The organism is Bradyrhizobium sp. Mp19 (assembly GCF_029952935.1).
Lineage (GTDB): Bacteria > Pseudomonadota > Alphaproteobacteria > Rhizobiales > Xanthobacteraceae > Bradyrhizobium > Bradyrhizobium elkanii.
Window position 1 is genome coordinate 556,203 of the sequence record NZ_JASAUT010000001.1, and the last position, 25,561, is coordinate 581,763.

The following is a 25,561-nucleotide window of genomic DNA, read 5'->3' on the forward strand; positions in this document are numbered from 1 at the left end:
GTCACACCCCCGTCGATGCGAGATGGACGGCATTCTCGATCCGCTGGTAGCAGCCGCAGCGGCAGATATTGCCCGCCATGGCTTCGCGGATCTGGTCGTGGCTGGGCTTCGGGTTCTGGTCCAGCAGCGCCGCGGCCTGCATGATCTGGCCGGCCTGGCAGTAGCCGCACTGCGGCACGTTGACTTGGCGCCAGGCTTTCTGCACCGGATGGTCGCCGGTCGGATGCAGCCCCTCGATGGTGGTGACCTCGCGGCCGACGACGTCGGACACCGAGGTGATGCAGGCGCGGACCGCCTCCTTGTCGACGATCACGGTGCAGGCGCCGCACAGCGCCTGGCCGCAGCCGAACTTGGTACCCGTGAGGCCTGCTTCGTCACGGAGATACCAGAGCAGCGAAAGATCCGGGTCGCCGTCCCAATTCTGTTCCTGGCCGTTGATTTTTAGTTTGATCATGGTCTGTCCTCGCTCTGCTTAAGCTATTGACCGGTGCGGCGCGAGGTGCGGAACGTCTTCCATCGCCTGCGACCGCGCTGATGTTTGTTGTGCCAAGATATTCGTGAGCCAAATTTGCCGTGCGCCAAGGCCGTCAAGCGCTTGCGCTTTGTTCCAAGCACTCCTCTCGCTTGTCCGGCGCCGTGCGGGGCGCAGCATGGTGAAGGGCTGCGATGTTAGCAGAGACGGACGCCGGGTGACTTCACAGCCAAGTGTTTTGCATTGCCATTTGGCGAAAGCAGGGCCGTGCACGATCAAGACATGACATCTCAGGGTGGCCATCATGCAATCGCGAGGGCGGTGCCACTGTAGCGTGCAGGTGCGATGCGCTCGGGCAAGCAAGCGCGGCATCTCGCCCGGCACCGTCTCGTCTGACACCGTCATTCCCCTGTGCGCAATTGCGCACCTGGGGGCATCGCGCAGCGATGAACCCGGAATCCGAAGGTATGGCGCCGGATGCCCCGGGGGCGTTCGTAAAGCATGGCCGACAAAATCCCCGCCGCAGCGCACAAGGCATCTTGCGGCCGCCGGATTTCGAGGCTATTGCCTTCCCTCTCAACGCTCCCTTCGTCTAGCGGTTAGGACGCGGCCCTCTCAAGGCTGAAACAGGGGTTCGATTCCCCTAGGGAGCGCCAATCATTTCAATGCCTTAGAGCTTTCATCGAAAACTCGTCGAATATCCGTTGAATAAGCGCCGACGAACGTTGGCGAACTCCGCCACACTAATTCAGTGATGCGATCGCCTAGCTCTCTGCCATAGTTGGTACCAACGTGACGCACAAAGCGGATCGCGGTCAGCGCCAGCCAGAGTTGGCGCTGCGACTATTCGTTGCTCGCGGTGAACATGTCCGAATTCAATCCATCGCCTAACGATGCGCCGATCAAGCAACCCGCCGAAGACAGGTTCGGTATCGATCCTTTTGCGCAGGCGCTTGCATCATCCATTCGCAAGATCAAAGCGCCGGAAGGCACGGTGATCGCGCTTAATGGTCCTTGGGGATCGGGCAAAAGCAGTGCCGTAAATCTTATCCTGCATCATTTGAAAGACGCCGTTGCCGCGGACGAAATCGCCATCGTGAACTTCGCCTGCTGGTGGTTTCGTGGCGAGGAGGCCTTGGCGCTGGCTTTCTTTCGCGAGCTTTACGCGGGCCTCGGCCCATCGCTCGGCGACCGCTTCAAGAAAGCTCTGCCAAAGATCGGGGCTCAGTTGCTGCGAACCGGCGCCCTTGTCGGTGCTGCTGCTGATCTTGCGGGATACAAGGGAGCCGGCAAGGCCGCCGAAGCGGGCCTTGCGTGGCTCGCCGATCTGATTCATACCGAGGACACGGTTGAAAAACTTCATGCCGAGTTGACTGCCGCGCTGGGGGCCCAGAAGAAGCGCTTCCTCATCGTAATCGACGACATCGACCGCCTGTCACCGGACGAGGCTCTTCTGATCTTTCGTCTCGTGAAGTCAGTGGGCCGTTTACCAAACGTCATCTACCTGCTTGTCTTCGATCGCGAGCTTGCCGAGGGGATCGTTTCGGAGCGGTTTCCTTCAGAGGGGCCGCATTATCTCGAAAAGATCATTCAGGCGGGCTTTGATCTACCGCTGCCTCAAGCCGCCGATCTCAATCAGGAACTGCTGCGCCAGATTGGCACCCTATGCGGCTCTCCCCCTGAGGAGCAGCTCAAGCGCTTTATGAATGTGTTCTACGAAGTCATCGCGCCGGAAATCCGCACGCCGCGCGATCTCATTCGTCTGATGAATGCGCTGGCCGTCACTTGGGCTGCCGTCGGCAGCGAGGTCGATCTTGCGGACTTTGTCGCCCTCGAAACGCTGCGGCTTCTTCGGGGCGAAGTCTACCGTGTCATTCGCGCAAACAAAGGCGAACTCTGCGGTTTGGCGCCGCGAGGCACGGGAGACGGACGGGGTAGAGCAAGTGAGATCGATAGCCTGCTGCTCGGCTCGGTAAAGGAGATCGACCGCCCGCGCTTGCGACGAGTGCTGATGCGGCTTTTTCCGCGTCTCGAAAGCGTGTGGAATAACCTTCACTACGGTGAGGGTTCGGACAGCGAATGGGTGCGCGAGCGCCGCGTATGCACGAAGGAGCATTTCGGTTCTTATTTCCGCTTCTCCGTGGGAGACGACGTTCTTCCTCGGGAGGAGATAAAAAGTATCATCGCCAGGGCATCCGATGCTGCTTTCGTGCAAGCTACCCTTCGAGCGGCTTTGTCCGTCGCGCGCAAAGATGGGACCACGAAGGCCCAGCTCCTGCTGGACGAAATGACTATCCATGCTGGCGATGTCGCCGACAAGGATGTCGGTCCACTTTTAACGGCGGTGTTCGAGCTTGGGGACGAAGTCGATGTTCCGGGAGACCGGGCGAAGGCCTTTTCGGTCGCCGACAATGTGCTCCGCATTCACTGGCTGCTGCGTCGGTTGACCTTGGAGCGCTTCGATCTAGCAACGCGTTCCGCCATTTTTGTCGAGGCTTGTTCTAAAGCCGGGTTGGCTTGGCTCGCCGATTTTTCCAGCTCCGCCTATCGCGATTACTATCCGGTCAACGGCAGGGCGCCCGAACCTGAATCAAATTGTCTCACGACGGAGGCAGACGCCGTTGCGCTGGAAGCCTTGACGCTCAACCGCATACGGGCTGCAAGCCAATCCGGCGAATTGCTGAAGGCCAGGCGATTGGCGCGGTTGCTATTCGACTGGCGCGACCTGGCAAAGGATGACGGCGCAGAGGTCAAAGCATGGACCGCGGAGCAATTCAAAAATGATGCTGCAATCGTCACCTTCGCGCGGGCGTTCACGACCTATTCGTGGAGCCAGGGTATGGGCATGTCCGGTCTTGGTGACATTGTAGCCAAGCGTCATACGCGGGCGGGTGTCGATTCCCTCGATAAAGTTCTTGATCTGGCGGCTTTCAGATCCCGCGTTGAGGAGCTGGATGCGCGCAACGCAACGGACGATGACGGCGCAGCGATCCACGAGTTTCTTGAAGCCTGGCGCCGTCGAGACAAGAATCCGCGCGACTAAGCCAATCGTCGCGCAAGCTCAGATGCTTCTCTATTCCGGGGGCGACGGTCCACTGCGATCTGTCCCCGTGCCGCCAGCTCTCAAAGAGTTACGGTCGGCCCTGTTTGAGGCCATCGGTTATATGTTCGGGAATTTCGATCTCGAACAGTGCCGTGGCTGGCGTTACGAAGGCGATATCAGTCGCGCCATCATAGCTGCAAGACGCAACGCCAAATACATTTCCAGCCGCGTTGAATAAGGCGCTAACAGTGGATCGCTATGCGCAGGTCTCACGCCAGCCGCTCCACTGGGGCGGGCGGTCGCTGCTCTGACCTGTCCGCGTATAGATGACAGCCCGGTCGTTCACGACAGGCCATAAGAGTTCGATGCGCTTTTCGTAGGAGCCGTTGTTGAAGATCAATCCGCGCGGTCGATGCAATCCCCACGCGGTCGGATTGTCGGGCCGTCCCAGCAAAAGGTTAAAGTGGACGCCCGCGACGCGAAGCTTGATGCCCTTGATTTCGCCTGTCGGGGCGTTTAGCGCCTCATAGTAGAACTCCGTTGCGAGCGTCAGAGGGGCGGCCGGAAAGGGGACGTACAGTCCCCATCCTTCGGGCCACCGCTCGCCAGTCAACAGACGCAGCAATGTGTCCGGAATAGCCGTGTCGCTGCTTTTGGCGGCCGCGAGGCCGCAGTAGAGCTTCAAAAACCATCGTTCGATCAGATTGCCGTCGACCTGTGTCAGAGGATGTGTGGCTTCCGGACGCTTATCTACGCCGTCGATCGCGCGAAACAATCTGCCGGCCGCCTTGTCCAGTTGGCTCAGTCCGGCGTTGTGCTTTTCGCACAAGACCTTTGCGACAAGCGCGTTGATCCCGATGCTCTGAAACGTATCCGGCGGCTGCCACAGAAGTCCTCCAACATGAACGGCACCGCCGCCGCCGATCGCGTCAAGAACGGTGCGCGAGATATAGTGCTCGCTGGAAATCTTGCCTTCGCAAGCGCCATGGCCGTGCAGGAAGCATCGTTTCATGGTTCGCCCGCCGTCTACGCCGCCAATCGTCTCCAGTCCTCTGCCGGAAACATCGCCGCGTAGTTTCGAAGCATGAACCACGCATAGGGCGGATCGTATCTTCGCCGGACGGTTTCGCCAGGTGTCCGTCCAAGCGCCTCGCAGCAAAGATCGATTCCTTTTCGGGCCGAGTTCTCGATCGCAACCCATTCCGTGGCGTCGCGGTCGGGGATGCAGTCAAGGAACGACAGATCGCGGGTTTCGAGCAGGTAGCCACCTAAAAGAACATGCACGCGATTATGATGTTTGGGACAAAGCCACTGATAATCATGGATGGCATCGTCGACGCCGCATTCGAACTGAAGCGCGAGCGGAAACGAATGATGCGCGTGAGTAACTTCCGGATCCGCATATCACACATGGCTGCGGCCGTTCGCGTATGAAGTCCCGGAATTCAGCTCGGGCCGTCTGAAGCCAGGCCTTTCGTCGGGCATTGAATTAGGCCCGCCCTTCAGGACTGCCGGCGGGCATCAAGGTTTCGACAACCGCGTTGCGCTCCGCGGAGTTGGGCTCACCGCACCGCTGGTAGTTGGCCTTGACATAGTGCGGCATCGGGTCTTCGCGCCGCAGCGGCACCAGCCAAGGCTTGACCCCGAGCGTCCGACAGGCGGCATAGCGAGCCCGCCCGTCCCAAATCATCCCTTCATAAAGAACGATTGGAAGCCGCTGGCCACGCGCGCTCATGTCTTGTCTCAGGACGCCATAGAGAGCGCCGCTCATTGTGGGCAAAGAACGCACGATCGGATGTACTTGGAGTGTTGGCATGAGTGCGGCTCCGAGCAACGATGCCCCTCCGAATCAAGAGGGGGTATGAATTATAGCACAATCTCGTCGTGTCCGTTGGCCGCAATCGGCGCGCGCGTCGTAAGAAAGATCTAGCCCACGAACTGGCGCTTGATCGACGAACGTCCCGCCGCACCGGTGATGCCGCTACGAGCGCGGCTTCGGCGGGATTGAGAACATAGGAAAGAAGCTTCTCTGGGTTTTGATACGAATAACATCGCTGGCGATGATCGTATTCGCCTTTCGGCGCTCGCCGCCGGCCTCGGTGATGACTTCGAGGTCCGGGTTATCGATGATTGCCGAATGGATGTCGTCGGTATGGGCAGGCGTGGCGTTGTAGATGCTCTCATAAAACGTGCCGACCTCTATCGCGTCGCCGAATTCCGATACAAGACGCGGAATGTCTGCCGTGAGCTGATCTTTGGCGGAGGCTCGTCCAGACATATCGAAAAGGTAGAGAGCACCGCTGTCGTGAGTGGGATCGTAAGAAAGCATATCCAGGCCTGACCGTCCGTAATGCGCCTGAAAGCTGCTATTTGCATGGAGTATGTCATTGTACCATTGCCGTGCCCTGTACGAGTTCGCGAAATGGATCAGCCAATATCGCCAGCCATCCGGGTTGTTGATCGAGAACGGGCTGACGAAGGGGGCACAGCTCCAGAATGCGCCGAAGACCAACTTCTCGGCAACGCCAAGCCAGGTCTTCTTGTTCATGCCGCCTTCGAGGTTCTTTAAGTCGGCTTCGCTCAGGTCGATGGCGGCGAGTTGCGACGCCAGTGCCGTCGGCTCTTTTGCCCGCAAAAACGCGAGCAGAGACTCGATTGCAAAAGTGTAAAAGATTTCGGCCGACGGATAGGAGCGCATGATGTCAATCAGCGTCGAGCGATTGACGCGACTGTGTCCGCATTGGTCGAGATTGAATACGACGTTGCGAAATCGGCCCTGTTGCAGCGACTGCTTGATGCCGGGATAAGCCGTCTCGAATTCGTCGCTTCTGTATTCGACGCTGATGTGCAGCTTGGGATGATGTTGCCTCACTTCGGCAAGAAGCGGGGCGACATGGGTCTTCAGAATCTCGATCGCTTGCAGACTGGCGTCGTTGAGAATGAGCAAGCACTCGATTTCAAGGGGTTTCAGACCGTTGGCGGATCTGTAGATGTTGAACCGCTCCACCGCGGCCTTCAGCTCCTCGAGGAAGATCAACGGCGAGCCGGGGGCGCCGCAGCTATATTTTCCGGCGCCGGCGAATCCTTCGACGATGGCCAGCCGGAATTTCTCCTGTTGAGGCAGTTGGCAGCGAACGGTCAGGTAGCGAGAGAAATATTCTCTAAGTATTTTGTGTTTGCGCTTTGAATGCTCTTCAAGCTTTGCACCGTCAGGCCACTGATAAGGCTTTTCAACCATTCTCCCCCACTAGCCGGCGCCCATGGCGTGTTCTGGCATCTGATCCCAAAATTGACCGCGATATTCGCGTCCATTCGCCTTTTTTGAGCGGCGCTTGTTGTCTTTGCCCCATGTTCCCCACTGCTTGAAGAAGAAGGCCGTTCGTTGCCGCACGCACTGCGCATAGATTTCGTCGATCCACTCTTCCCTGATCGGCCTTGCCGCACTGCCGCTTTCTCCGCCGACGATGGCCCAATCGATGTCCTTTAAATCAATCGGGCCGACCGGTCCGATCAGGGGTTCGAATGAAATGAAGCGGATTGCGGCCGGTACGGCGCGAAGATCGTCGGCACGATCGCGCACTTCCGCGTTCTCAATACTGGTCCCAAGCCAGACGTTCGGGAGAATCGTGTCCACCCGATCGGCGACAAGTTGAGCCATGCGCCGCGGGCGCTTGGTGAGAATCTGATAGTTGTGCTGCGGGGTCGCCCGCATAACCTTCCAAACATCCAAAATGAACTGATCCGTGACCTGCTCGTGGAACAGATCGCTCATTGAGTTGACGAATATCTTCTTCGGCTTCTTCCACCCGTAAGGTATGTCGAGCGCCGCTCGATCCTCCCTGACCACGCCGTTCCAGACGGTCCGCTTGCCGCTGCGCCGCGTTAGACCCTCGTACTTCTCGACGCCCATGGCTTCGAGACGCTTGGCCATCTGCATTGCATAGCAATTCGTGCAACCGGCCGTGACGATGGAGCAGCCCGCGACGGGATTCCACGTTGCATCGGTCCATTCAATATGCGTCTCGGCCATGCGACTACTCGAAGTTACTAGAGTGAGAAGTATATCAAACTAAAGAGAAGTCCTCACCAACTCAATAATGCCTTCAGCAGGATCGAAAAAACAAAGCAATTCTTATCAGTAGCTCGCTTCGTGTGAACCTCTCGCTGCCTACAATGCGCTGAGATCGTCCGGTACGTCGCCGAACTTCCTGATGATCTTTGCATCGCCGAAGTCGCCGGTGGCGGGATCACCTGTACGGCTGAAGTCGACAGCTCCGACATGTCCCGGTTTGCGCGACAAAGCTTCCGCGCGCATGACGACCGCCGTCGAGTTGAAGCATTCGGTTGGCTCGCCGGCCACGATGCCGTCGTCGGCAGCGACGAAGGGCAATGCCACGAAGTAGGTCACTTGCGTCATGGTATGCTCCTAGCCGGAATATGTGCGAAATCGCCCGCGGATGAAGGCGTGCGAGACCGCCTTGTTCAATGCCTCGTTCTCGGATTCCAAATAGCTGTTCGCAACGATGAGCGCGCGAATGGTCGCGCGCAGATCGCTGCCGCATGTGTCGATCGCCTCGTCGACGGCAGCCTCGAGATCATCCGCGCCTTGTGCGTTCGGCTGAGATTCCGAGGACATGGCGCCGTCCCTGATTGACCGGGCTGGCCCTATGTTCTTATTTTGTTCTCATGAAGTCAAGCTGCCGTTTCACCCCGCCCTGGAGCCTGATCCGGGAAAATTCCGAGTATTATGTTATCCGGACGAAGGCCTTGTCCGACGTTTCGGCGCTCTTGTTCGACCGCCGCGGTGTTGCGCGCAGCGTCAAGCGCGCCGATGCGACGGGTGAGGGCCTTGATCTCGGCTGCGTCGTTGAATTTCAGCCGCGGCCAACCGTCAATTGCTTTTGCCAGGCGTCGCAGCCGGTGAGGGCGGTGAAATCCGAGCCCGGGAATTCGATAATGCGCAAAATACTTCGCGCCGGCAGCGGCTCTATGGCGCAGTCGGTGTGCAGAACAGGTTCACTCGTCTGCAAACCGTTCCAGATCAGGAATTGCCGCGCCACTTTCATGTCCAAAAATGACGGCCCTCGGAGACTTGAGATCGGCACCTCGGCCTCAACCAGGCAAGGCGTGCCGATGCCGGCAAGGAGCGGGCCACGAACGGCATGCGTATCGTGCGAATTATAAAGAGACTCGCCACCCCAGTAACTCAGAAGATCCGAAAGCCCGGTCTCGCTGTCCAGGTTCGGCGGGAAGAAGCAGAACCAGATGCGGCCGGCCCGGTTCTTCTCGGCGGCCTCATTGTCGGCTATCAGCTCGGCCGCGTTCGCGGCATCCAGCAGGCCGCCGTCGCGCAAACTCTCGATGCGTTGGTGAAGCATCGCCTCGTTCGGCAACTGCATGCCTGACGATCGTATCCGTGCGATTTCTGGTCGGATCAGCCGGGTGCAATGATAGCCGTGGAGGGTGTAGTTGTTGAGGACCTTGCGCAGCTCGCCCAGCGCGCGATCATAGTCGGGGCCGGACACCGACTCGCCGCCTTGCGCACCGATCTTTTGAAGCTCCCAGGCGCGAAAAACGGCCTGATGCCGCCGGAGATGATCGAGCAGCTCGTCAGGCCAAGTGTCTTGTTTGTTCATGTCCATGGCTGAAGATCGCAGCCTGCGCTGACTTTCGCAAGGCGATTGCGCGCGCATCGGCTGATGCTGTCGTTCTCGCTTGGGACCGAGTCGCTCGCTATATTTGAAACTGGCCGAAGCTCGGAGGCGTTTGGCGGTGGATATCGACGAGTTCAGAAATTCCCAGATGCGGCTGTACGGGCTCACTAAGGCCGATGAGAGCTATACGTTCTATCACGACGAGACCAACAATATCATCAAGCTGCATGTCGGCGTCCAAGGCTTGAACGTCGCCGAACTGAAGGTCTTCGTTCTGGGCGGTGTCGTGCACGAAGGGGCGCCTCGTGCCATCGACATCGAGCCCTTGCGTGCGGCCATGCGCGTTCAAAAGTCGGCGCCCGAAATCAAGCTTAAGCACGTTGCGAAGGGCGACTTTCTTGCGGTGTTGCGCTCTGCCAAGCTGACGACGGTTTTGCGCTGGATTGCCGACAACGGTTTGATGATCCACTATCATGACCTCGACCCGCTCTATTGGTCGATCGTCGATATCATCGATTCTATTTTGTCCGAACTCCGCGATCCTGTGCTGATCCAATATCATGCGCTGCTGAAGAGCGACCTGGCCGCGGTCCTGAGAAGCTATCTCGCGGCAACGATCAATCTGTTCTATCGCTATAATTATCCCGACCTGGTCCCGGAACATCGCAAGCCGTTCCTGAATGAACTCGTCGATCTGCTGAACCATAGCGTTGACGTGCTGTCACCGGTCAATGCACGCATGTTAAAGAACGTGCTCAAGGCCGGCCGGAGCCTGGAGAGTCTTGATTTCATCGAAGGCTATCCGCCCCATCTGCTCATCGATGACTTCAGTACCTTCTACATGGGCAGGATTGCCATATTCAAAAATTCCGCACACGTCCTCGACATGGAGGAGTCGATCCGCGACCGTTTTGAACGCACGCCGCTCACCAGCGGTGGCAAGCCGGTCACTCACTATCGCTTCGCGGATTCCAAGGCCGAACCCGGCATCCAGCTCTCCGATATCGTCGTGGGCGTGCTAGGCAAGATGCACACCTATTTCACGGAAACGGCTGCGGAGGAGATTGCGGCGGATCGCGCCGGTCTAGCCGGCACCAGCTTGCAGAATGCCGAGCTGCTGCGCGATCTGATTTCTGCTTCGCACGTGGCCAACATAGCCTTTCTGAATCATGTCTCGAGCCTGCACGATCTCGACAAATTGGACCTATTCCTGCGCTTCTACGACGGGGCCCACGCCGCATGATAACCGTCAACGCGCAGCGGCGAGCAGTCGGGATAACGTGAAAAACATACCTGTCGAGAAGTAGCTGCGAAGGCGCCAGACTCTACCATCTAAGCGCGTCCGCGATCTCGCGGCTGGCTTGATGCGATGGTTGCCCGTTGTGCCGCTGTAGTGGTGAACGTGCGCGGCCAATCGTAATTCTTGCGGTGGACTGGAGTACGCGGAAACAGCGTATCAGTTGACCAGTAGCGCAATTTATGCATAAGTCGATATTGCCGGCGCGATATCGCAACAGGCCGGGGCGAGGTCCAAACTCGCTCCGGTCCGCGCTGGATTTTAGTAGGTGCCGGAGGCGAATGAGCCAAGATACGTTCTTGAAGGAAGACCTTGCCAACCTCCGTAAGGAGATGAGGCTTACGCAGCAACAGATGGCCGACGCCCTCGGCATGGCGCTGCGCGCTTATCAAAGCATCGAGTCGGGAGAGTCTGAGTATCGGTTTATTCATCGACTGGCGGCTGAGCGAGTCGCGCTCATGATCGCGGCGGACCGAAAGGAGCCCATGCTGGCACCGTCATCCGTTCGCGATGATGCGATTGAACTGGTTCGCGTCGGCCGCCTGACCGGTGCCCCGGTGTTCCAGAAAGCGCGCACTGACGACGGTAATGACAAGGCGGCGTCCGCTGAATATCAGGCCGCGGGATTCCGCGCAGCCTATGGCACCGTCGGCGAAGTGGTCTTGCTCGCAAGCGCGATCGACAGCCAGCTCAATCACGTACTTATACAACTGCTCCATCTTGTCGAGTCGCCCATGCTCGAGGCCGTGATCGCTACGCTGGATACGGTGCGCAAGATCGAGATGCTGAAGGAGCGGTCGACGTTTATCGCGCAAACACGCTGGCAAAAGCCGGTGCGGATGTATGTCGAGAAGGTCGAGCGCGTATACAAGTGGAGGAACATCGCCTGCCACACGCCGATGATTCCGGACGAGAAGCACGGCGCGGTGTTCGTGCCGACTGCGGCGGCCAAATTGCTGAAGGGCTTGCAGTTGAACGAGCCGGTCGCAAAGCGCGTGCCTTACTCGGAGCTGGAAGCCGCGATCAAGATCGGCGAGTCCGCTCTGGCGGAGGGCATGAGCCTCATAGAGAACTTTCAGAAGGTAAATATCGAGCGGAAAAAGCGCTTCGGTTGAATGGGGGAGCATGGCCGGGTTTGAGGAGTTCGAGCGTTGCATGGCGTGGCTGACGCAAACGGAACGAATGTCGGGTTGCTGACATGAACGAGACGCTTCGTAATCTATTCGTCAAGCGGCTGATCGAAAACATCGAGGTCATCGCGCCGGGGCCGCGCTTCGAGCGGTTCGGCAACGCTTATGTCGACTTCTATTTGGGGGTTCCCTTGGGCCATCGCGGGCTCAATGCGCTCGGCAATCCGGTCGGACACACGGTCGATACCGTATCCGATCAGGGGCATGTGGCTGCCGAATATACGATCGACAAGAAATACTTCGATGGCGATATGGACAAGGCGCGGAACGATTTCGAGCATGCGCGCAAAAAGCATCCGAACGCGAAGGACGTTTTCCTCTTATGCACCGAGACTGCGGGGCCAAAGCGATACAGCGAAATGGTCGAAGAGGCCGCCAAGTACAGGGCGAAACATGGCGTAAGCATTCACCTTCATGATGGAAGGCGCATTGCAGAGACGATCGTCGACCGGCTGCTGGGAAACGACGCTGTCGTCGAGCGGCTCGGCGAATATTTGCCCGCGTTGGGGCAGATTCGCGACGAATACGAAGCCAGCAACCTCGTGCCCGATCCGGGTAACGGCTATCTGGCGCGTCCCGCGGTGGAGAAAGCTGTCGCGGATGCGCTTGCCGCCTCGTCTTGCGTCAAGGTCGCTGGGATGGGTGGCAGCGGTAAATCGCAATGTGCAGCCGCGGTCGCGGCGGCTCAACGGCAGCAATACGATCTGATCATTTGGTGCGACGCAAGCCAGCTCAGGCATTTGGAGCAACTCGCAAGCCTACCTGTGGCGCGGTCGGGTGTCAGCCGGAACGTCGTCGCCTTGCTCCGAACGATGCGATGCCTGCTCGTTCTCGACGATGCTCGGGTCGTGTTCGACCGGGCGCGCGTCGTCGGCATGTGCGGAACTGGTTCGAAGGTCCTCATTACAACGCGGCAGGCGGATGCCGATGCCTATTTGATCCCGCCGCTCGAACCGGAAGACGCGCGCGAAATGCTGGGCAGTGGCATTGATGGCGGCTGTCCCGCAGAGGTATTCGACGCGGTATGGTCGACGATCGGCGGTCATCCACTGACCTTGCGGTTGATGAATGCCGCAGTCTCAGATCGAACCGCGAGCTGGCAGGAACTGGTTGCCGACTGCCAGGCCGTGGCGGAATTTGTTGACGACCGCCAGGAGCGCATCGCCGATCGGATCCTTCGCCGGTTGATGCCGGCGCTCAATCGCGAACTTTCGCTATTTGCCTGGGCGGGACAGCCGACGTGCGATCGCGGATTTGCCAGGCATGCCATCCAGCCCGTTGGACTGCGCAAGCTGCAAACCTATTGCCTGACGACGCCCGACGCTGGCGCCAGCGTGCGGATACACGACATCGTCTATTCGTGCCTTGGCTCGACGCCGGAACTGCTCACTGACGCGCGCCAACGCGAGCTCGGCGACGCATTCGAGGCCTATATCCGCTCGGTCTACAGTCTCGACTTGGAGCTTGTGGCTGTCTGCTACGGAATGAAAGCCGTACTCGAACGCCTCGTTCGCGCGGGCGATCGCCGTCCTGCTTTTCTTTATTGCCTGCTAATGGGCTGGGACCCTGCCGAGGTGGACCCTGCCTTGATGGGCGACATCCATGCCTATGCGAAAAGCCTGGGCGGCGTGCAATCGCCCGAGCCTATCGCTATTAGCGTCGCGCTTGAAGCTATCGAGGCTCGTTACCGCCACGAGCGGCCGTCGTCGTATGATACCGCCAAAGCCAATTTGCTTTCCGCTCTGCCGATTTTCGACGAACTGGCCGCATTGACCGGATTGACGGATCGTTCGCAGGCCGAAATTCAGCATCACCGCGGCAAGGCGCTGAAACTCGTTGGCGAGACCACCGAAGCGATAAAGGTGTTCGAGGCCGTATTGGCCGGACCGGTTCCGCTTCAGGCCGCGCGTCTGCAACTGGTCCGCATGTATGCGAGAGAGCGAAAGCACGCGGATCGTGCGCAGCAGCTCGTGTCGGAGATATTGAAGACCGCGCAACAGAAGCCGCAGGAGGTTGCGAGTTCGATCGTGCTCGGCAGCATTGAGTCGCTGTCCGGCGCAGTGCCGCCCGATCGCCAAAGGCTAATTTACGCCGACCATGGCGACATGATCGAGGAGCGGATACTGACATCAGCGATGGTAGGAGCGGATCAAGCCTATCAGGCATTTGCGGTCATCGGCCGCTACTGGGCATGGAACGAGCCGCAGCGATTCAAAAGCGTATTCAACTCGCTGCCGCGCCGCTCTGTGGCCGACGTGACGCGGGACTATGACCGCTCCGCTTATGGAGAAATCCTGCTCGAAATCGGTGGCGATACAGATATCCCTCAGCAAGAGCGTCAGATCATGCTGGAGGACTCGCTTGGATTCTTCGAGGCGATCGAGAAGCCTTCACCATTCCAACTGCGCAAAATGGGCGAAGTGCTCGTCAAGCTGTCAAAATGGGCCGATGCCGAAGCGGTGCTGCTGCCGCTGGAGGCCAAGCAGGAGCCTTGGCGCAGCTATTGGCTCGCGAAGGCAAGACTCGGAGCCGGAAAGGCTCAGGATGCGCTGCAGGCCGTGGACGCCGGGCTCCAGAAGCTCGATTCGTCCAGTCAGTATTTGAGCACATTCAAAGCACTTCGATATGATATCCGCGTGGACCTCGGTGACTCAGGGGCGATTGACGACCTTCGCGAAGCGGCCGCAAGCTGCACCAATGATCGGTACAAAGCCGTCTTGATGCAGCGTCTTGCTGCGGCTGAATGTGCAAAGCCGGCATGATTTGCCGAAGCCAGCCGGTCTATCCGGCAGCCGAAGCCCCCGGTCAATAGGCTCGACCTCACTGGATCAGCGTTTGGAGGATTTCACGCCCGCGCGGCGCGCTGTGCCTGCTTTTCGTTTCAACTTTCGGGCCTTCGCAGGCGGCTTTACTTCTGGACTCACATCGACGCCGAATTCGAGGATGGTCTCGCGACCGCCGTGCTTTGACAGGACGCGCTTTCCGTTGGAAATCGTGCGGCCGTCAAACACCAATAGGTAGCCTAGGTTCGTGTCCCGGTTTTTCATGTACTGCGTGATCTGCAGTTCGCCTGACGCCGCGCGAGAATGTCATCGGCAGGATGCGGCGCGGATCCGCTCCACTTACAATCAGATGCGCCAAACGGTGTGCGAGGGTGTTCGTCTTGCCGGATCCCGCTCCTGCTGTCACGAACAGCGGTGCTCCGACGTGAATGCTATCCGGGACGCCGTGTTCGACAGCTCGACGCTGGATGCTGCAGCCGAAGCGAGCATGAATCAGTTTCCCCGCTGAAATTCAACGCTCGATGATTTCCGCTGGAACCGCAACACGGTCGACCATCCTGCCACTGCCCTTTGGAGCGAATGGCAAATTCGGCCTTCGTCCCCTGCGCGACGGCACACGGTCGTCGAGCCGAGGCTACACCGTCGCCTTGTCCTCCTTGTCGGCGCCGCGCATGACGATCTTCAGCGCGTCGTCAGCCAGAGGGCGCTGCAGCGCCTTTGCCTCGTCCCAGGAGGAGCGCATCCAGACCTCGCGCTCCTCCTCCGTGGTCAGTATCACGGGCATCGCCTTCGGATGAATCGGCTCGACCACCGCATTCGGCGATGTGGTCAGGAATCCGTACACCAGGTGAGGACCGGGGATTGGTTTGGACTTTGTGCCGCGATCGCCCTTGAATTCAGTCCAGATGCCGGCGAAACAAAAAAGCGGGCGGTCGTTGCTCAGCGCAAACCACACGACGTCTTTCTTCTTTGTCTCGGGACTCGGCTCGCGAGCATACTCGGCAAAGCTGTTTGCGGGCACGACGCAGCGGTTCTCCGGCTTCAACCAGCCGCGCCAATGCGGTGACGACGTATTGCGGATGTTGGTGACAGGTGGGCCCCCGTCCTGGGTGGGGGTGGCATGCCCCAGCGCATCATCACCATCTCTCCGGCATCGCCGGCATTCCGGATTACCGGGGCTGGATAAATCCGAAAATACGCCAGGCATCGGCGCCAGATTGCCGACATAACGATTCATGCGGCTGAACAAAGCGGCGATCGCCGCTTGATTAGTGGTGATGCTGTAGAGGTTGCACAAACTGGTGAGCCTTCGCGTTCTTCCCTAGTCTAAAGTTGTTGTGCGGGACGCTGCCGTCGGCGCCGAATGTCGTATTTGATGGCCTTGGCGGCAAACGCAACCCGCCCCTTGAGCCGCTGCAAGCGTCGCCAGATTGGATGCGATCGAAAGCGGCGCTTACCGTTGCGCGGTACGGGCGGCAGCCACGCCGCCGCTGGCCCAACATGAACATTGATACCGTAGGCAAATTGTTGCTGATTGTAGGGCGCGCCACGATACAAGATCGCAGCACAGGTTTCTGCCAACTTCCGGTACAAAGCGTTATCGGTCGCGCATCCGGACAGAAGTGCGATCGTCATGCGCTCATCGCCGGCGGTAGCTACGACAGTTACGTACAGCGCCTTTTCGTCTGGCTCTCCAATTTCAACACTCCAGCCGGAATCGCGCAGCGGTCGAACCAGTTCGTTGATGCAGTCATCCGCTAGAAGCGCTCTTCGCAAAAGACCGCCGTCATCCGTGGGCATCACCGGCACCAGACGTCCATGTTTTTGGAAACGCCGCTGCTCGCGCCGCTTTAGTCCCATCTGCCCAAACCCGCGCGCCAAGGCTTGCTGCCAAAGCAGCTTGCTGTCCTCATCCATCACGGGGAAAATCAGCGACACATTGTGCGTATCGTCATGCCAGGATTCGATCAGCGCCAAGGTCGCCAAGACAACGACCAGGCGCTCGAAATTGGATGATTGTTGCCAAAGCGAATGTGTGCCGTGCGCGAACATGTGGCGGTTCAACCATGTGCCGCCGTCATACTCGTCGGTCTTCCTGAAGAAGGAATTGTGCAGCCAGCGGCGGAACGTCTCAAACGCAAAGACGCGCTCGTCCTGACCAAACAAATAGTCTTTGCTGAGATAATCAGCTGGCACCCACATTTTCTCAAAGTGACGCTTTGCGGCCGTTGCGATGGCGCGATCGACCACACGGTCAACTTTCGTCGGGATCGAAACATCCTGTTCTGAAGGTGACGCGATCCGGCTCAGGCTGCCTTCGATCGCGGGTATGAGTGCTGCAATGCTCGACGCACGATAGCCATTATAAAAGGCGAGGTACGCTTCCCGCGCCAGGGGACATAACTCACTGAGACTGCGGGCTTGGGGCAAAATTTGCGCGATGCAAATTGCCTGAAACGAAAGCGTGTACAAAGTGGAGGTGTGATACTGAAACCACTGCAGAGCTTGCTGCCGCGAACTGTGTCTTGCCGTGGCAAGAATTTTGGCGACGTCGCGCTTGGGAACCCACAGCGGCGAGAACCACTCCATCTTCTCCCACAGCGCGGCCTCGGCGTCCGCTAGCGCGCGCCGGGACGACCAACTCGGGTCGTCCTCCGTTGGACTCTTCGGAAAACATGCTTTTGCGTCGCCGACGCTCAGTATGATTGCCGGGATCGTGGCAAAAGCTCCGACTTCGCGTTCCTCGACGCCGGTTACATTAAGTCCGCGCTCCCGAGCCCAGCTCTCGATCAATTCAGGAGTCAGGGCAGCGAGCGATGGCGCGTTCAGCGCGCGACGCCAAATGCCCTGAAAGTGTTCACTAATATCGGATGTCATACTGGCGCCCTGCCTTGCGAATTTCGGACCTTGCCTCTGGCGGCTGGCCTCGGTCCAGATTGACCCGACCAGCTTGTTGTTCTTATTTTGTTCTAACGGAGGCAGCCCGCCGTTTCAAGCCGCCCTGGACTGTGGTCCGGGAAAATTCCGAGTGCTACGTGGTCAGGGAACCAATGGCGTGACCCTCGGCTGGGTCTATTGCGGTGACGACAAGCAGCGGTACAGCTTCGGTGTCAGCAAGCTGTCGTCAGATGAAGCGCGCCGCGTCGGCAGGGCGTTCGCGCACATCCCGGAATTCATGATGCCGCGCCAGGGCTTTTATCCGCGCGGTGGCGGGCCGCGCTGGCGGGCCGACCGGCCGTACCATGTCGCGCTGGAGGATCGCTATATCCGGGAGCACTGGGACGAGATCGACGCCCTTTGCAAGCTCAACAGCCTGCCTTTCAACGCAACCGGTGAAGTCATCGAGAATGGTGGCGTCTGGAGAGTCCACGAGTTTACTTGGCAGATGGATGCCATCCTGTTCTGGGCACGCTTCGAGGGACGCTGGCTGCGCGGAACGGAGTTTCATTTTCCCGAGTTGCCCGAGAATCTACCGTCGCTCAAGCCGCTCACAAACTGGCCCAAGTTCAATCCGCGAAATCTGCGCTGACTGCTGGTGTCCCCTCATGATCGAACGCCTCGGATTGCTCTTGCTGCTTGTTTTGCTGTCAGGCGGCGCCGTGGCCGACAATTTCGTTGGTCAGGCCAGCGTCGTCGATGGCGACACACTGGAAATTTACGGCACGCGCATTCGGCTGTGGGGCGTCGATGCGCCGGAAAGCAGTCAGCTCTGCCGCGGCGAGGACAGCTTGCAATTCGTTGCGGCGCGGAGGCGGCGAATGATCTCGACAGCTACATCGGCCGGCGTCCGGTCAACTATGTTCCTCTCAACCTGGATCAATATGGACGCACTGTTGCCACGTGTTCGATCGGCGGCATTGATCTCGGCGAATGGCTCGTGCGCAACGGTCTAGCATTGGACTGGCCGCAATACTCCGGGGGACGATATGACGCGGCCCAGCGTGACGCCGAGCGCGCCGGCCGCGGACTCTGGAAGGGCAGTTACGTCGAGCCCTGGCGCTATCGCGCCTGCACTCGCGCCAACGGAAGGCCATCCGCCTGCTCAGATGACGCCAACGCGCATCCCTGAAACCTGCTACGAGGCGGCACTCAATTATCCGCACCTTGCGAGCCGCCGATCGAACGTCATCGCGAGGGCGAATGACGCGATCTCATTCCGGTTTCGGGAGCAGGTCCAGATAACCGCCATCACCCAACGCCGCCATATAGCTGATCGTCTCCGCAGCCAGCGAACGCCCCCTGCCGGAGCCGCTCGCGATCCCGTTTGCCAGGATGAGACGAACCTCCGCCTGCTGGGTCATATAGACCCATCGATCAAAGCGAGGGCTTTTGGCGAGAGCCGCGAGGACCTCGACGGCGTGTATCCGATGCTCCGCGGAGAGCTTCGCTAGATGCCGCAGCACGCTATAGGGCTCCGAGGGCGCAAACCCGATTGCCGCCATCGCCAACACCTGGTTCATCAGCCAAGGGCCGTCGATCTTGCCATTGAGGAAGAACTGCCCGATCGTCCCGATCTCCTCGCGAAAGTAGTCGGGGTTCGACGACGCCTTGGCGGCCGCGAGCCTTCGGTCCCAGTAAGAATACGCGCGCGCCCGGAATGGCTCGGGAAATTGATCCGGCGGCTGTCCAAGCTGCGTCCCGAGAAACCACATCGCGCTTTTTCGTGCGCTGGCCGGTGCAGTGTCCCAGAACAATTGGAACACCTCGTCTGGCAGCGCTGACCAAATGTAAAGAACGACGAGGTAATGCGCTAAACGTTCTTCGACATGGGTGCGATCGTCCGGGCCGTCATCGGCGCTGAGGCGGTTGATTTCGGCGACGTAACAATCGCGCATATCCGCGGCCAGATCCTTAATAGGGCCGCTATCGTTGGCGAGATGCGAGATCCAGCCCGCATCACGCAGCGACAAATCACTCGCAGGCAATATTTCAGTGATGTGTCGGCGGAACCAGGCCTCGTCAAAAAAGAACAGCCAGTTGAGATAGCGTCCGACCACAGCGCGGGGAATGCGGCCAGTCGGCGTGTCGTCGGCCAATTCGGCTTCCAGGATCGTTCGCAATGCCGGAAGTCTTTCGAGCGCTGCTCGCGGCGCTTGTCCGATCGGGCTGCTATCGTCCTTGCTGAGCCAGAACAGCACGAGGACGACAAGCTCGACCGTCATGCCGCGCGCTGTGCCTTGCGCTGCGAAAAACGGCGAACTCCGATAGCTCTCCTCGAATGACGTGCTCTCCGACAGCCGCGGCGCCTGGCGATAAAACGCGGATACCAGCCGTGTGACCAGCTCCGCATGCTTGAATGGGATGCCCCGCGCGCCCTGCCGCAATCCCGATGCGAGGAGAGCGGCTCCGGCTTTCAGGCACCACGAGGTATCCGCATCGTCGCCTTCAATGCCGCTTGGCACGTGCTCCGTTGATTGAATGACGCTTGCGACCAGCGACACTGCGCCGTCCCAGTCCAACGACTTCCGGTTATTGGATGCGTTCTCTAACCCTTCCAATACTCTGCGAACATAAAGCAATGGAAGCCCGGCAAAGCGCGGCGCGTTTGCCGAATACAGCTCCGGATTTTCGCCAGCAGCCAGCCGCAGTCCCTGCGCCAGCGCGGTCATGGTCTGACGCTTCTCTTCTGGTGACGGACGCCATGCCTGCAGAAAGGCGATGATCTTATCGATGGGCGCTGCCTGAAAATCGGGAGCCTCGGGCGGTGGCGCCTCCGGCTCGTCAAATCCCCGCCGCCACGCGTCGGGATCGCCAAGCTCCTTGACGGCCGCCGTCACTTGCGCTTGCCGGTCCTCGGGCAGCACCGAGCGCCAGCCCCACAGAATGTCACGCACCGCCGAAAGCCGAAACAACCGCTCGTCTTTGGCCGTGACCGGCCTCTTGCTGTGGGCCTCAAATCGCTGCTTCCATCCTCCGATGTACTTATCCGGAACGCTGTCCACACATGCCAGCACACGCTGCTGCATCGCCGGCGGCAGCGAAGGAAACCACGCTTGTGCCAGCGCGGCATATTCCGTGCTGCACCAGCTTGCTTCGATCAAATCGGTTTTGGTGAGATACCCTTCGGCCAGTTCGGGCGCGTGACCGGGATAAAACGACAGCACGTGAAGCGCCAGCCGCACGAATATCTTCGCGGGATGGCTGGTGATTTCGAGCATGACCTGCTGCGTGCACGAAGGGGCGGTCTTGATCGCAAGCTTCGCCGCCTGGATAATTCCGCCGACCAGGGCGTCAATGACGTCATGCTTGACGCCGTGCTCGGAGATCTGTCCCGACAGGTAGTAGGTGTAGTCAGACGGCGGGTCTTCGCTGAACTTGCCGCTAATTCGCACCGCTCGGTCTAGAAGGCTGCACAACAGACCAACGGCTTCAACGCCGCACGCCGGAGCCAATGCCTTCACCGTGTCCGGCAGGAAGTGCTCGTACATGTGCTGGCTGAACAACGTGGCAAGGCGCCCGCCGTTGTCGAAGACCTGAAACAGCACGCGCGCCACGCGCAGCGCCGCAGCTCCGTGGCCAGCTTGCGCCAGCCGTCGTAACAGGTCATGTGGCGCTTGCGCCATAACGAACCGGGCATTGCGCGTCAGCCACGTCTCGGCGAGGTCGACCAATGGCGCCGCATCATCGGCAGGGAGTGCCGCCAACACTTCAATGCCCAGCTGTTGCACATCGACGTGCTGTGAAGTGCCGACACCACGCAGCGCCTGAACGACCTGGCTGCGGACCTCCGGGTCCTCCGAGCCCGCCATGCGCACTAGATAGCGGCCCGCAGGCCACTGGCGCAGCAGCAGCCCATCACCCGCGTCGTCGTCGGCGGGCAAGGTCGGCCCCACCAAGAGATTCTCGGCCGCCAAATGAGGGAGCCAGTCCGCGGTCTGGAGTTGATTGAAGAAATGCCACAGCAGCGGTAACGCACCAGGTATTTCTTTGACGAAAATCTTCACCGCCGCCGCGCGATCCGCCATCGCGACGAGCTGGTCAACGCGTTGCATGAAGGCGGCATACTTTCCTTGAAGCGCGATCATCAGCCCGCGGACGACCGTGTCGAACGGTTGCTGCCATTCGAGCCGAAACTCTTCATCGACGACTAGAGACCGATAAAAATCGCGGCGGTGGGCCTCGCCATGGGCCTGAGCAATCGAGATCCATGCCCTGGCGATATCGCCGTCAGCGCCAAGCCCGAGACGCGTCACGATCGCCTGAATCTCCTCCTTATGGCTGCGGCGCGGCCGCAATTTTTCGACGGCGCGGTTGACGGCGTCATCCTTGAAGCCGAGCGCGCGCAGTTGCTTCCTGGCCGCCTTGAGTCGCGCTTTATCCTCGGTCGTCGCCTCAAGAGCGACACCTATTGGCCCTGCCAGCGTCTGCCGCAGGACTGAATCGAGCTCCCGTATGGCATGGCCAGCTACCGGAACGGATACGCGAAGCGGGATCGCGCCCGAAGCCACGCGGCAAAAGTCGACGTAGCGATCGGCAATACTCTTGCCGAGCATTTGCCGCATCAGCGTCGCCGTATTTTGCTGCTCTGGTGAGAGGTCGCCTCTCTTGGTGGGCTCGTTCATCTAACGCTGTCGGTTAACGCCCCGCGTCTTGGCGCGGCGGGAAATGAATTCCCTCATCAAGGGCAGAAAAAAAGCCTTGCTGAAATGGCCAAGCAGCGGCTCCGGTTCAAGGTAGAACGACTGGCCGATGATATCCTGATTGTACTCGTCAAGAATGATCCAGAGCCGCAGCGTGGCATCAAGCCCTGCGCGTCGCTTTTCCATTTCTGGAATTTCGGCGGCAAAACGATCGGAAGAGGGCGGCTGGCTGGTGATTGGAAACAGCACCAGGATATCCTCGCCCTTGGGCCGTGCAATCCGCACACCCACAGCGACCGGACGGTGCTTGCGACCTTCGGTCTCCCCTCGCTCGGCCTCACGTACCCACAGATAAGGAAAGCGGATGACACATCCGGTGCGAAGCTCGTGCTGGCTCACGGATCGTCACCGTCCCGCTCATAGGCATCGACCGCATTCTTAACGTCCTCAAACAGCTCGTCCGGCATCGTCTCAAGCCGGCCGGCCATCCTGGTGTCGGCTCTGGCCTTAAGCCTGCGATAGTCTTCGATGCTGAGCAGCACCAGGCGCGGCTTATTCCGCTGGGTAATGGTGACGGGCCGGCGCAGCGCCTCAGCAATGATGTCTCCCGATTTTCGGGACAGATCACTCGTCGAATATTCGGTCACACATCGATCTCCAACATTGCTGTAATATACAACATTGCTGTAATTTACGCAAGTGCTTAAATACCGGAATAGTCGATCCGCACCGGCCGTCTAGCGCTCGATCTTGCGCGGCTTCTGCAAGTCAGCCGGAGCTTTGATCACTCGATGCGCAGCATCGTCCTTTCGCTTTTCGGCGGCTGCTTTCCTCCGCTCTCGCCAGCCCGACAGCAGGAACACAAGCAGGCCGGGAATTCCGATGATGGAGGCAATGACCTGTAAGTCGCTCGTCACGTTCCGGCTGAAAGCCATGAACACAGGCCGATCCAGGACGACGAGGTTGATGATGCGCGCGTCCTCGGCATCGGGTTTTCTCGGAAATAGCTCGCCGGCCTTGGAGGATGGCAACGGCTTTTCGCGCACGGTCGGCGCATCCGTGATCCAGAACTGATCGACGATCCTTACGCTCTTATTCCCTACGGCCGAGGCAGTCACCAGGAAGGTCGTCGAACTACCGTCCTTGAGCGTCAAATCGATGCCGTCGGCCGGGACTATCTTTAAAGAGGGCCCATCAATCGCGATGTGCACCCGAGCGTTTGGATCGTGCTGATAGGTGCTCGCTACGTCCGAGAGCGAAACCGATATCGGTAGATCGTCGCCAAGATACAGCTGCGCGGGATGATTGACAGTGAGCTTATAGGCTTTCTCGGGGCTCCCGCCGTGTCCGCTTAGCGGCCCTAACGTCGCGTCCCAGATCTGAATGCCATCGGTCAGGTATGCGCTACGCGTCACCGTCAGGGCCGCAGTTAGCGCCAAGGACAGGCCTATGCCGGCGACACCGCAAGCCAGGAATGCGAACCTCCAATTTCTGATCCGTGCCCAGACAACAGCATTCTCGCGAGGGTCCGAGGGTAACGCTTCATCCGAATTCGTCATGAGAACGCCCGCGTCCATTCGTTGCGCAATCGAACCGTCATCGTTACCGCGAGAGCCACAATAAGCTGTCCACCCCGACTTTGAATATCGATTTCGGCGACCATGTCGGAAGGGCCGGTGTAGAACCAGCCATATCGCCCGTCATCGATTCGTAACACAAACCTCCGGACTCAAACTGCAATGGCAAGGAAACTAAGCATTCCGAGGCGGCTGTTCAAATACCGCGTGTTCAACAATCTCACGCTGGATATCATCATTGCCGATAATCTGTTCTATGCCGATCCAAGCACGTTCAACGATCCGCTCGATACACGGCCCTCGCTCAACACGGATCTTCCCACCCCAGACCTTGAACGTGCGTTGCGCAAGTTCGTCGAGCGCCGCGTCGGCGCGGAGATGAAAGCCGCCGCCAAAACCATTAGATAGTCGACCGTTAAGAAGCCGGATTGAGCTGAGCTGGAGAGTTGAGCGTGCGCCAGAGCGAGACCAACAATAGGCGCAAAAGTTCTCTGAACCAGGCGAGGATGCGACGGAGGTTGTGTCCGACGGCGGAGAGGACGACGTTTGCCGCATCGCCGGCGCGGCCCTTGAGGTAGCACCGGCCGAGGTGTCCTTCGGCTTTGAGGTGTCCGATGATGGGCTCAATGGCGGAGCGGCGGCGCAGCTCACGCTTGATGGCGCCGAAGACACCGCGCTTCTGGCCGGAGATGAAGACGCGACGGGGATTTTGCGCGTCGTGGCCGCGGTAGCCCTTGTCGACATAGGCCCGCTCGATCGCACAGCCGGTAAGTGTCTCGGTGCGGTCCATAACGTCCCGCAACGTGTGACCGTCGTAAGGGTTGTCGGGCAGCGACCTGGCATGCAGCACGAACAGGCCACCGGGGGCGCGGCGATTGTTGGTAACGATGGAGGCCTTCACGCCGAACTCGTAAGGCGCGGCGGCCTTGCCCTTGCCGATGCACTCCACCTCCGGGGCATGGAAAGAATAAAGCTTGAAGCCGCGCTGGCGCTGCTGCTGCGAGCGGATCTGCGTGGCCCGGCCAAGCGGGAGGGCGAACGCCTCCTCCAGCGTCGCCTGGCCTTCGATCTTGCGGCGGATGTCGCGGATGATCCTCCCCAGCCGGCTGCGCAGGATACGCAGCTGCCGCTGATGCCGGTTGAACTGTTTGGCATGAGCGTAACGGCCCGCCATCATCGCCGCGCTTTTGGCCACGCGACAATAGGATTGCCGCAGCCTGACCCCGTGTTTCCTCGCCAGGCGGTTCAGCCCCCGGATCGCTGCATGCAGCAGTTTGGCATCGGTCGGGAAGCTGATGGCCTTCGGTTGCACTGTGGTGTCGACCGTGACCCGCTTGAGGTCCTGGCTGCGTAACGCACCGGTCTCGTGCGCCACCCGAAGGCTCTCGGCCAACAACCGCTCCAGCTTGTCACCGAGCCGCTTGCGCCAATGGCTCAGGTCCGAGCGCTCGTGCGGGAAAACGTGCTGGAAAAATTCTTCGCCGGTGAAGAACTGGAAGTACGGATCGTGCACCCAGCGCTCGCACACCCCCTCATCGGACAGCCCGTAAATGTGCTTGAGCAACAGCAGCCCGATCATGAAGCGGGTCTCGATCCCCGGCCTGCCATTCTCGCTGTAGAGCGGGGCGATCTCGCTGTCGATCCAGTCCCAGTCGATCTTGCCGGCAAGCAGAACCAGCTCGTGCTTCATGTTGATGATCTGGTCCAGCCGTGCCCGGAACAGATCGTTCGATCCTGTCGTCTTGTGCTTCTTCGGCCGCATCGTCCCTCCGGTGCACCACAGAAGCACGGTTCACAGTGGACAGGAATCCACAAAACGAATTTGCAGGGTTTGCGGCCATCAAGCCTCAAATCCCTGCAATCTCAAACGCCATCAAATCCCAAAAACAGACTCCTGCTCAACCGCTTACAGGCTTGTTCACAGCCGACTAGATACAAAGGTCCGAAAACCCTGGATCACATCAG

23 protein-coding genes, 1 tRNA gene and 2 pseudogenes are annotated in these 25,561 nt (G+C 59.4%); 9 read left to right on the top strand and 17 right to left on the bottom strand.

Annotation, left to right across the window (positions count from 1 at the left end; all coding sequences use genetic code 11):
• Window position 1 precedes the first annotated feature (1 nt).
• A complete protein-coding gene (locus QJT82_RS02550) occupies window positions 2-454 on the bottom strand; it encodes a (2Fe-2S)-binding protein (RefSeq protein WP_028333166.1) in 453 nt (150 codons plus the stop codon).
• 599 nt (window positions 455-1,053) lie between these two features.
• Here QJT82_RS02550 and QJT82_RS02555 point away from each other — a divergent pair.
• Window positions 1,054-1,128 (top strand) — tRNA-Glu (locus tag QJT82_RS02555).
• A gap of 209 nt (window positions 1,129-1,337) precedes the next feature.
• On the top strand, window positions 1,338-3,515 hold the full coding sequence (locus tag QJT82_RS02560) for a P-loop NTPase fold protein (RefSeq protein ID WP_028343441.1): 2,178 nt from the start codon (window positions 1,338-1,340) through the stop codon (window positions 3,513-3,515).
• A gap of 256 nt (window positions 3,516-3,771) precedes the next feature.
• Here QJT82_RS02560 and QJT82_RS02565 read toward each other — a convergent pair whose 3' ends face one another.
• From QJT82_RS02565 to QJT82_RS02595, 7 genes are all read right to left on the bottom strand, one after another.
• Window positions 3,772-4,527, bottom strand: coding sequence for a hypothetical protein (locus tag QJT82_RS02565; protein WP_016844874.1), 756 nt, complete (start codon window positions 4,525-4,527; stop codon window positions 3,772-3,774).
• Between the two features lie 477 nt (window positions 4,528-5,004).
• On the bottom strand, window positions 5,005-5,250 hold the full coding sequence (locus tag QJT82_RS02570; RefSeq protein WP_125459155.1) for a hypothetical protein: 246 nt from the start codon (window positions 5,248-5,250) through the stop codon (window positions 5,005-5,007).
• A 246-nt stretch (window positions 5,251-5,496) separates the two neighbouring features.
• Window positions 5,497-6,753: a three-Cys-motif partner protein TcmP gene (locus QJT82_RS02575; protein ID WP_028343442.1), complete on the bottom strand. Its 1,257-nt coding sequence runs from the start codon at window positions 6,751-6,753 to the stop codon at window positions 5,497-5,499.
• Window positions 6,754-6,762: 9 nt separating this feature from the next.
• Window positions 6,763-7,545, bottom strand: coding sequence for a DUF5131 family protein (locus tag QJT82_RS02580; RefSeq protein ID WP_028343443.1), 783 nt, complete (start codon window positions 7,543-7,545; stop codon window positions 6,763-6,765).
• Between the two features lie 138 nt (window positions 7,546-7,683).
• Window positions 7,684-7,932 carry a hypothetical protein gene (locus tag QJT82_RS02585; RefSeq protein ID WP_028343444.1) on the bottom strand — a complete coding sequence of 83 codons (249 nt, stop codon included), beginning with the start codon at window positions 7,930-7,932 and terminating at the stop codon, window positions 7,684-7,686.
• Between the two features lie 9 nt (window positions 7,933-7,941).
• On the bottom strand, window positions 7,942-8,151 hold the full coding sequence (locus QJT82_RS02590; RefSeq protein WP_016844880.1) for a hypothetical protein: 210 nt from the start codon (window positions 8,149-8,151) through the stop codon (window positions 7,942-7,944).
• Between the two features lie 238 nt (window positions 8,152-8,389).
• Complete coding sequence (locus QJT82_RS02595) at window positions 8,390-9,157, bottom strand: hypothetical protein (RefSeq protein ID WP_016844881.1); 768 nt, start codon at window positions 9,155-9,157, stop codon at window positions 8,390-8,392.
• Between the two features lie 130 nt (window positions 9,158-9,287).
• Here QJT82_RS02595 and QJT82_RS02600 point away from each other — a divergent pair, with 130 nt between their 5' ends.
• The 3 genes from QJT82_RS02600 to QJT82_RS02610 all read left to right on the top strand — a co-directional run bounded on the left by QJT82_RS02600 (window position 9,288) and on the right by QJT82_RS02610 (window position 14,418).
• A complete protein-coding gene (locus QJT82_RS02600; RefSeq protein ID WP_028343445.1) occupies window positions 9,288-10,412 on the top strand; it encodes a DUF3800 domain-containing protein in 1,125 nt (374 codons plus the stop codon).
• A gap of 335 nt (window positions 10,413-10,747) precedes the next feature.
• The gene (locus tag QJT82_RS02605; RefSeq protein WP_016844883.1) at window positions 10,748-11,581 is read left to right on the top strand and encodes a helix-turn-helix transcriptional regulator; all 834 of its coding nucleotides are present in this window, start codon (window positions 10,748-10,750) and stop codon (window positions 11,579-11,581) included.
• 83 nt (window positions 11,582-11,664) lie between these two features.
• A complete protein-coding gene (locus tag QJT82_RS02610) occupies window positions 11,665-14,418 on the top strand; it encodes an NB-ARC domain-containing protein (RefSeq protein WP_028343446.1) in 2,754 nt (917 codons plus the stop codon).
• A gap of 66 nt (window positions 14,419-14,484) precedes the next feature.
• Here QJT82_RS02610 and QJT82_RS02615 read toward each other — a convergent pair whose 3' ends face one another.
• From QJT82_RS02615 to QJT82_RS02630, 4 genes and pseudogenes are all read right to left on the bottom strand, one after another.
• A complete protein-coding gene (locus QJT82_RS02615; RefSeq protein ID WP_125459156.1) occupies window positions 14,485-14,703 on the bottom strand; it encodes a hypothetical protein in 219 nt (72 codons plus the stop codon).
• A gap of 31 nt (window positions 14,704-14,734) precedes the next feature.
• A pseudogene (locus tag QJT82_RS02620) lies at window positions 14,735-14,932 on the bottom strand (UvrD-helicase domain-containing protein); the annotation flags it as partial.
• A gap of 141 nt (window positions 14,933-15,073) precedes the next feature.
• Window positions 15,074-15,736: pseudogene (locus QJT82_RS02625) on the bottom strand (SOS response-associated peptidase family protein).
• A gap of 29 nt (window positions 15,737-15,765) precedes the next feature.
• Complete coding sequence (locus tag QJT82_RS02630) at window positions 15,766-17,316, bottom strand: hypothetical protein (RefSeq protein WP_016844886.1); 1,551 nt, start codon at window positions 17,314-17,316, stop codon at window positions 15,766-15,768.
• Window positions 17,317-17,494: 178 nt separating this feature from the next.
• On the opposite strand from QJT82_RS02630, the gene QJT82_RS02635 reads away from it, so the two are divergent.
• The 3 genes from QJT82_RS02635 to QJT82_RS45590 are packed head-to-tail and all read left to right on the top strand — an operon-like array spanning window position 17,495 to window position 18,508.
• Window positions 17,495-17,968: a hypothetical protein gene (locus QJT82_RS02635; protein WP_016844887.1), complete on the top strand. Its 474-nt coding sequence runs from the start codon at window positions 17,495-17,497 to the stop codon at window positions 17,966-17,968.
• A gap of 16 nt (window positions 17,969-17,984) precedes the next feature.
• On the top strand, window positions 17,985-18,332 hold the full coding sequence (locus QJT82_RS02640) for a hypothetical protein (protein ID WP_311990552.1): 348 nt from the start codon (window positions 17,985-17,987) through the stop codon (window positions 18,330-18,332).
• Window positions 18,215-18,508, top strand: coding sequence for a thermonuclease family protein (locus QJT82_RS45590; RefSeq protein ID WP_311990334.1), 294 nt, complete (start codon window positions 18,215-18,217; stop codon window positions 18,506-18,508). The genes QJT82_RS02640 and QJT82_RS45590 overlap by 118 nt, the downstream gene beginning before the upstream one ends.
• Window positions 18,509-18,590: 82 nt before the next feature.
• On the opposite strand, the gene QJT82_RS02645 is transcribed toward QJT82_RS45590, so the two are convergent.
• The 4 genes from QJT82_RS02645 to QJT82_RS02660 form a co-directional block, all read right to left on the bottom strand.
• Window positions 18,591-22,001: a hypothetical protein gene (locus tag QJT82_RS02645; RefSeq protein WP_028343447.1), complete on the bottom strand. Its 3,411-nt coding sequence runs from the start codon at window positions 21,999-22,001 to the stop codon at window positions 18,591-18,593.
• Window positions 22,002-22,418 (bottom strand): hypothetical protein, encoded by a 417-nt coding sequence (locus QJT82_RS02650; RefSeq protein ID WP_016844888.1) that lies wholly within the window; start codon window positions 22,416-22,418, stop codon window positions 22,002-22,004.
• Window positions 22,415-22,666: a type II toxin-antitoxin system prevent-host-death family antitoxin gene (locus tag QJT82_RS02655; RefSeq protein WP_016844889.1), complete on the bottom strand. Its 252-nt coding sequence runs from the start codon at window positions 22,664-22,666 to the stop codon at window positions 22,415-22,417. Before QJT82_RS02655 ends, QJT82_RS02650 begins: the two co-directional genes overlap by 4 nt.
• 90 nt (window positions 22,667-22,756) lie before the next feature.
• Window positions 22,757-23,578 carry a hypothetical protein gene (locus tag QJT82_RS02660; RefSeq protein WP_125459157.1) on the bottom strand — a complete coding sequence of 274 codons (822 nt, stop codon included), beginning with the start codon at window positions 23,576-23,578 and terminating at the stop codon, window positions 22,757-22,759.
• Window positions 23,579-23,803: 225 nt separating this feature from the next.
• Between QJT82_RS02660 and QJT82_RS02665 the strand changes: the two genes are divergently transcribed.
• Window positions 23,804-24,004 carry a hypothetical protein gene (locus QJT82_RS02665; RefSeq protein WP_179077353.1) on the top strand — a complete coding sequence of 67 codons (201 nt, stop codon included), beginning with the start codon at window positions 23,804-23,806 and terminating at the stop codon, window positions 24,002-24,004.
• Window positions 24,005-24,011: 7 nt separating this feature from the next.
• On the opposite strand, the gene QJT82_RS02670 is transcribed toward QJT82_RS02665, so the two are convergent.
• The gene (locus tag QJT82_RS02670; RefSeq protein WP_028343449.1) at window positions 24,012-25,358 is read right to left on the bottom strand and encodes an IS5 family transposase; all 1,347 of its coding nucleotides are present in this window, start codon (window positions 25,356-25,358) and stop codon (window positions 24,012-24,014) included.
• Between the last annotated feature and the right edge of the window lie 203 nt (window positions 25,359-25,561).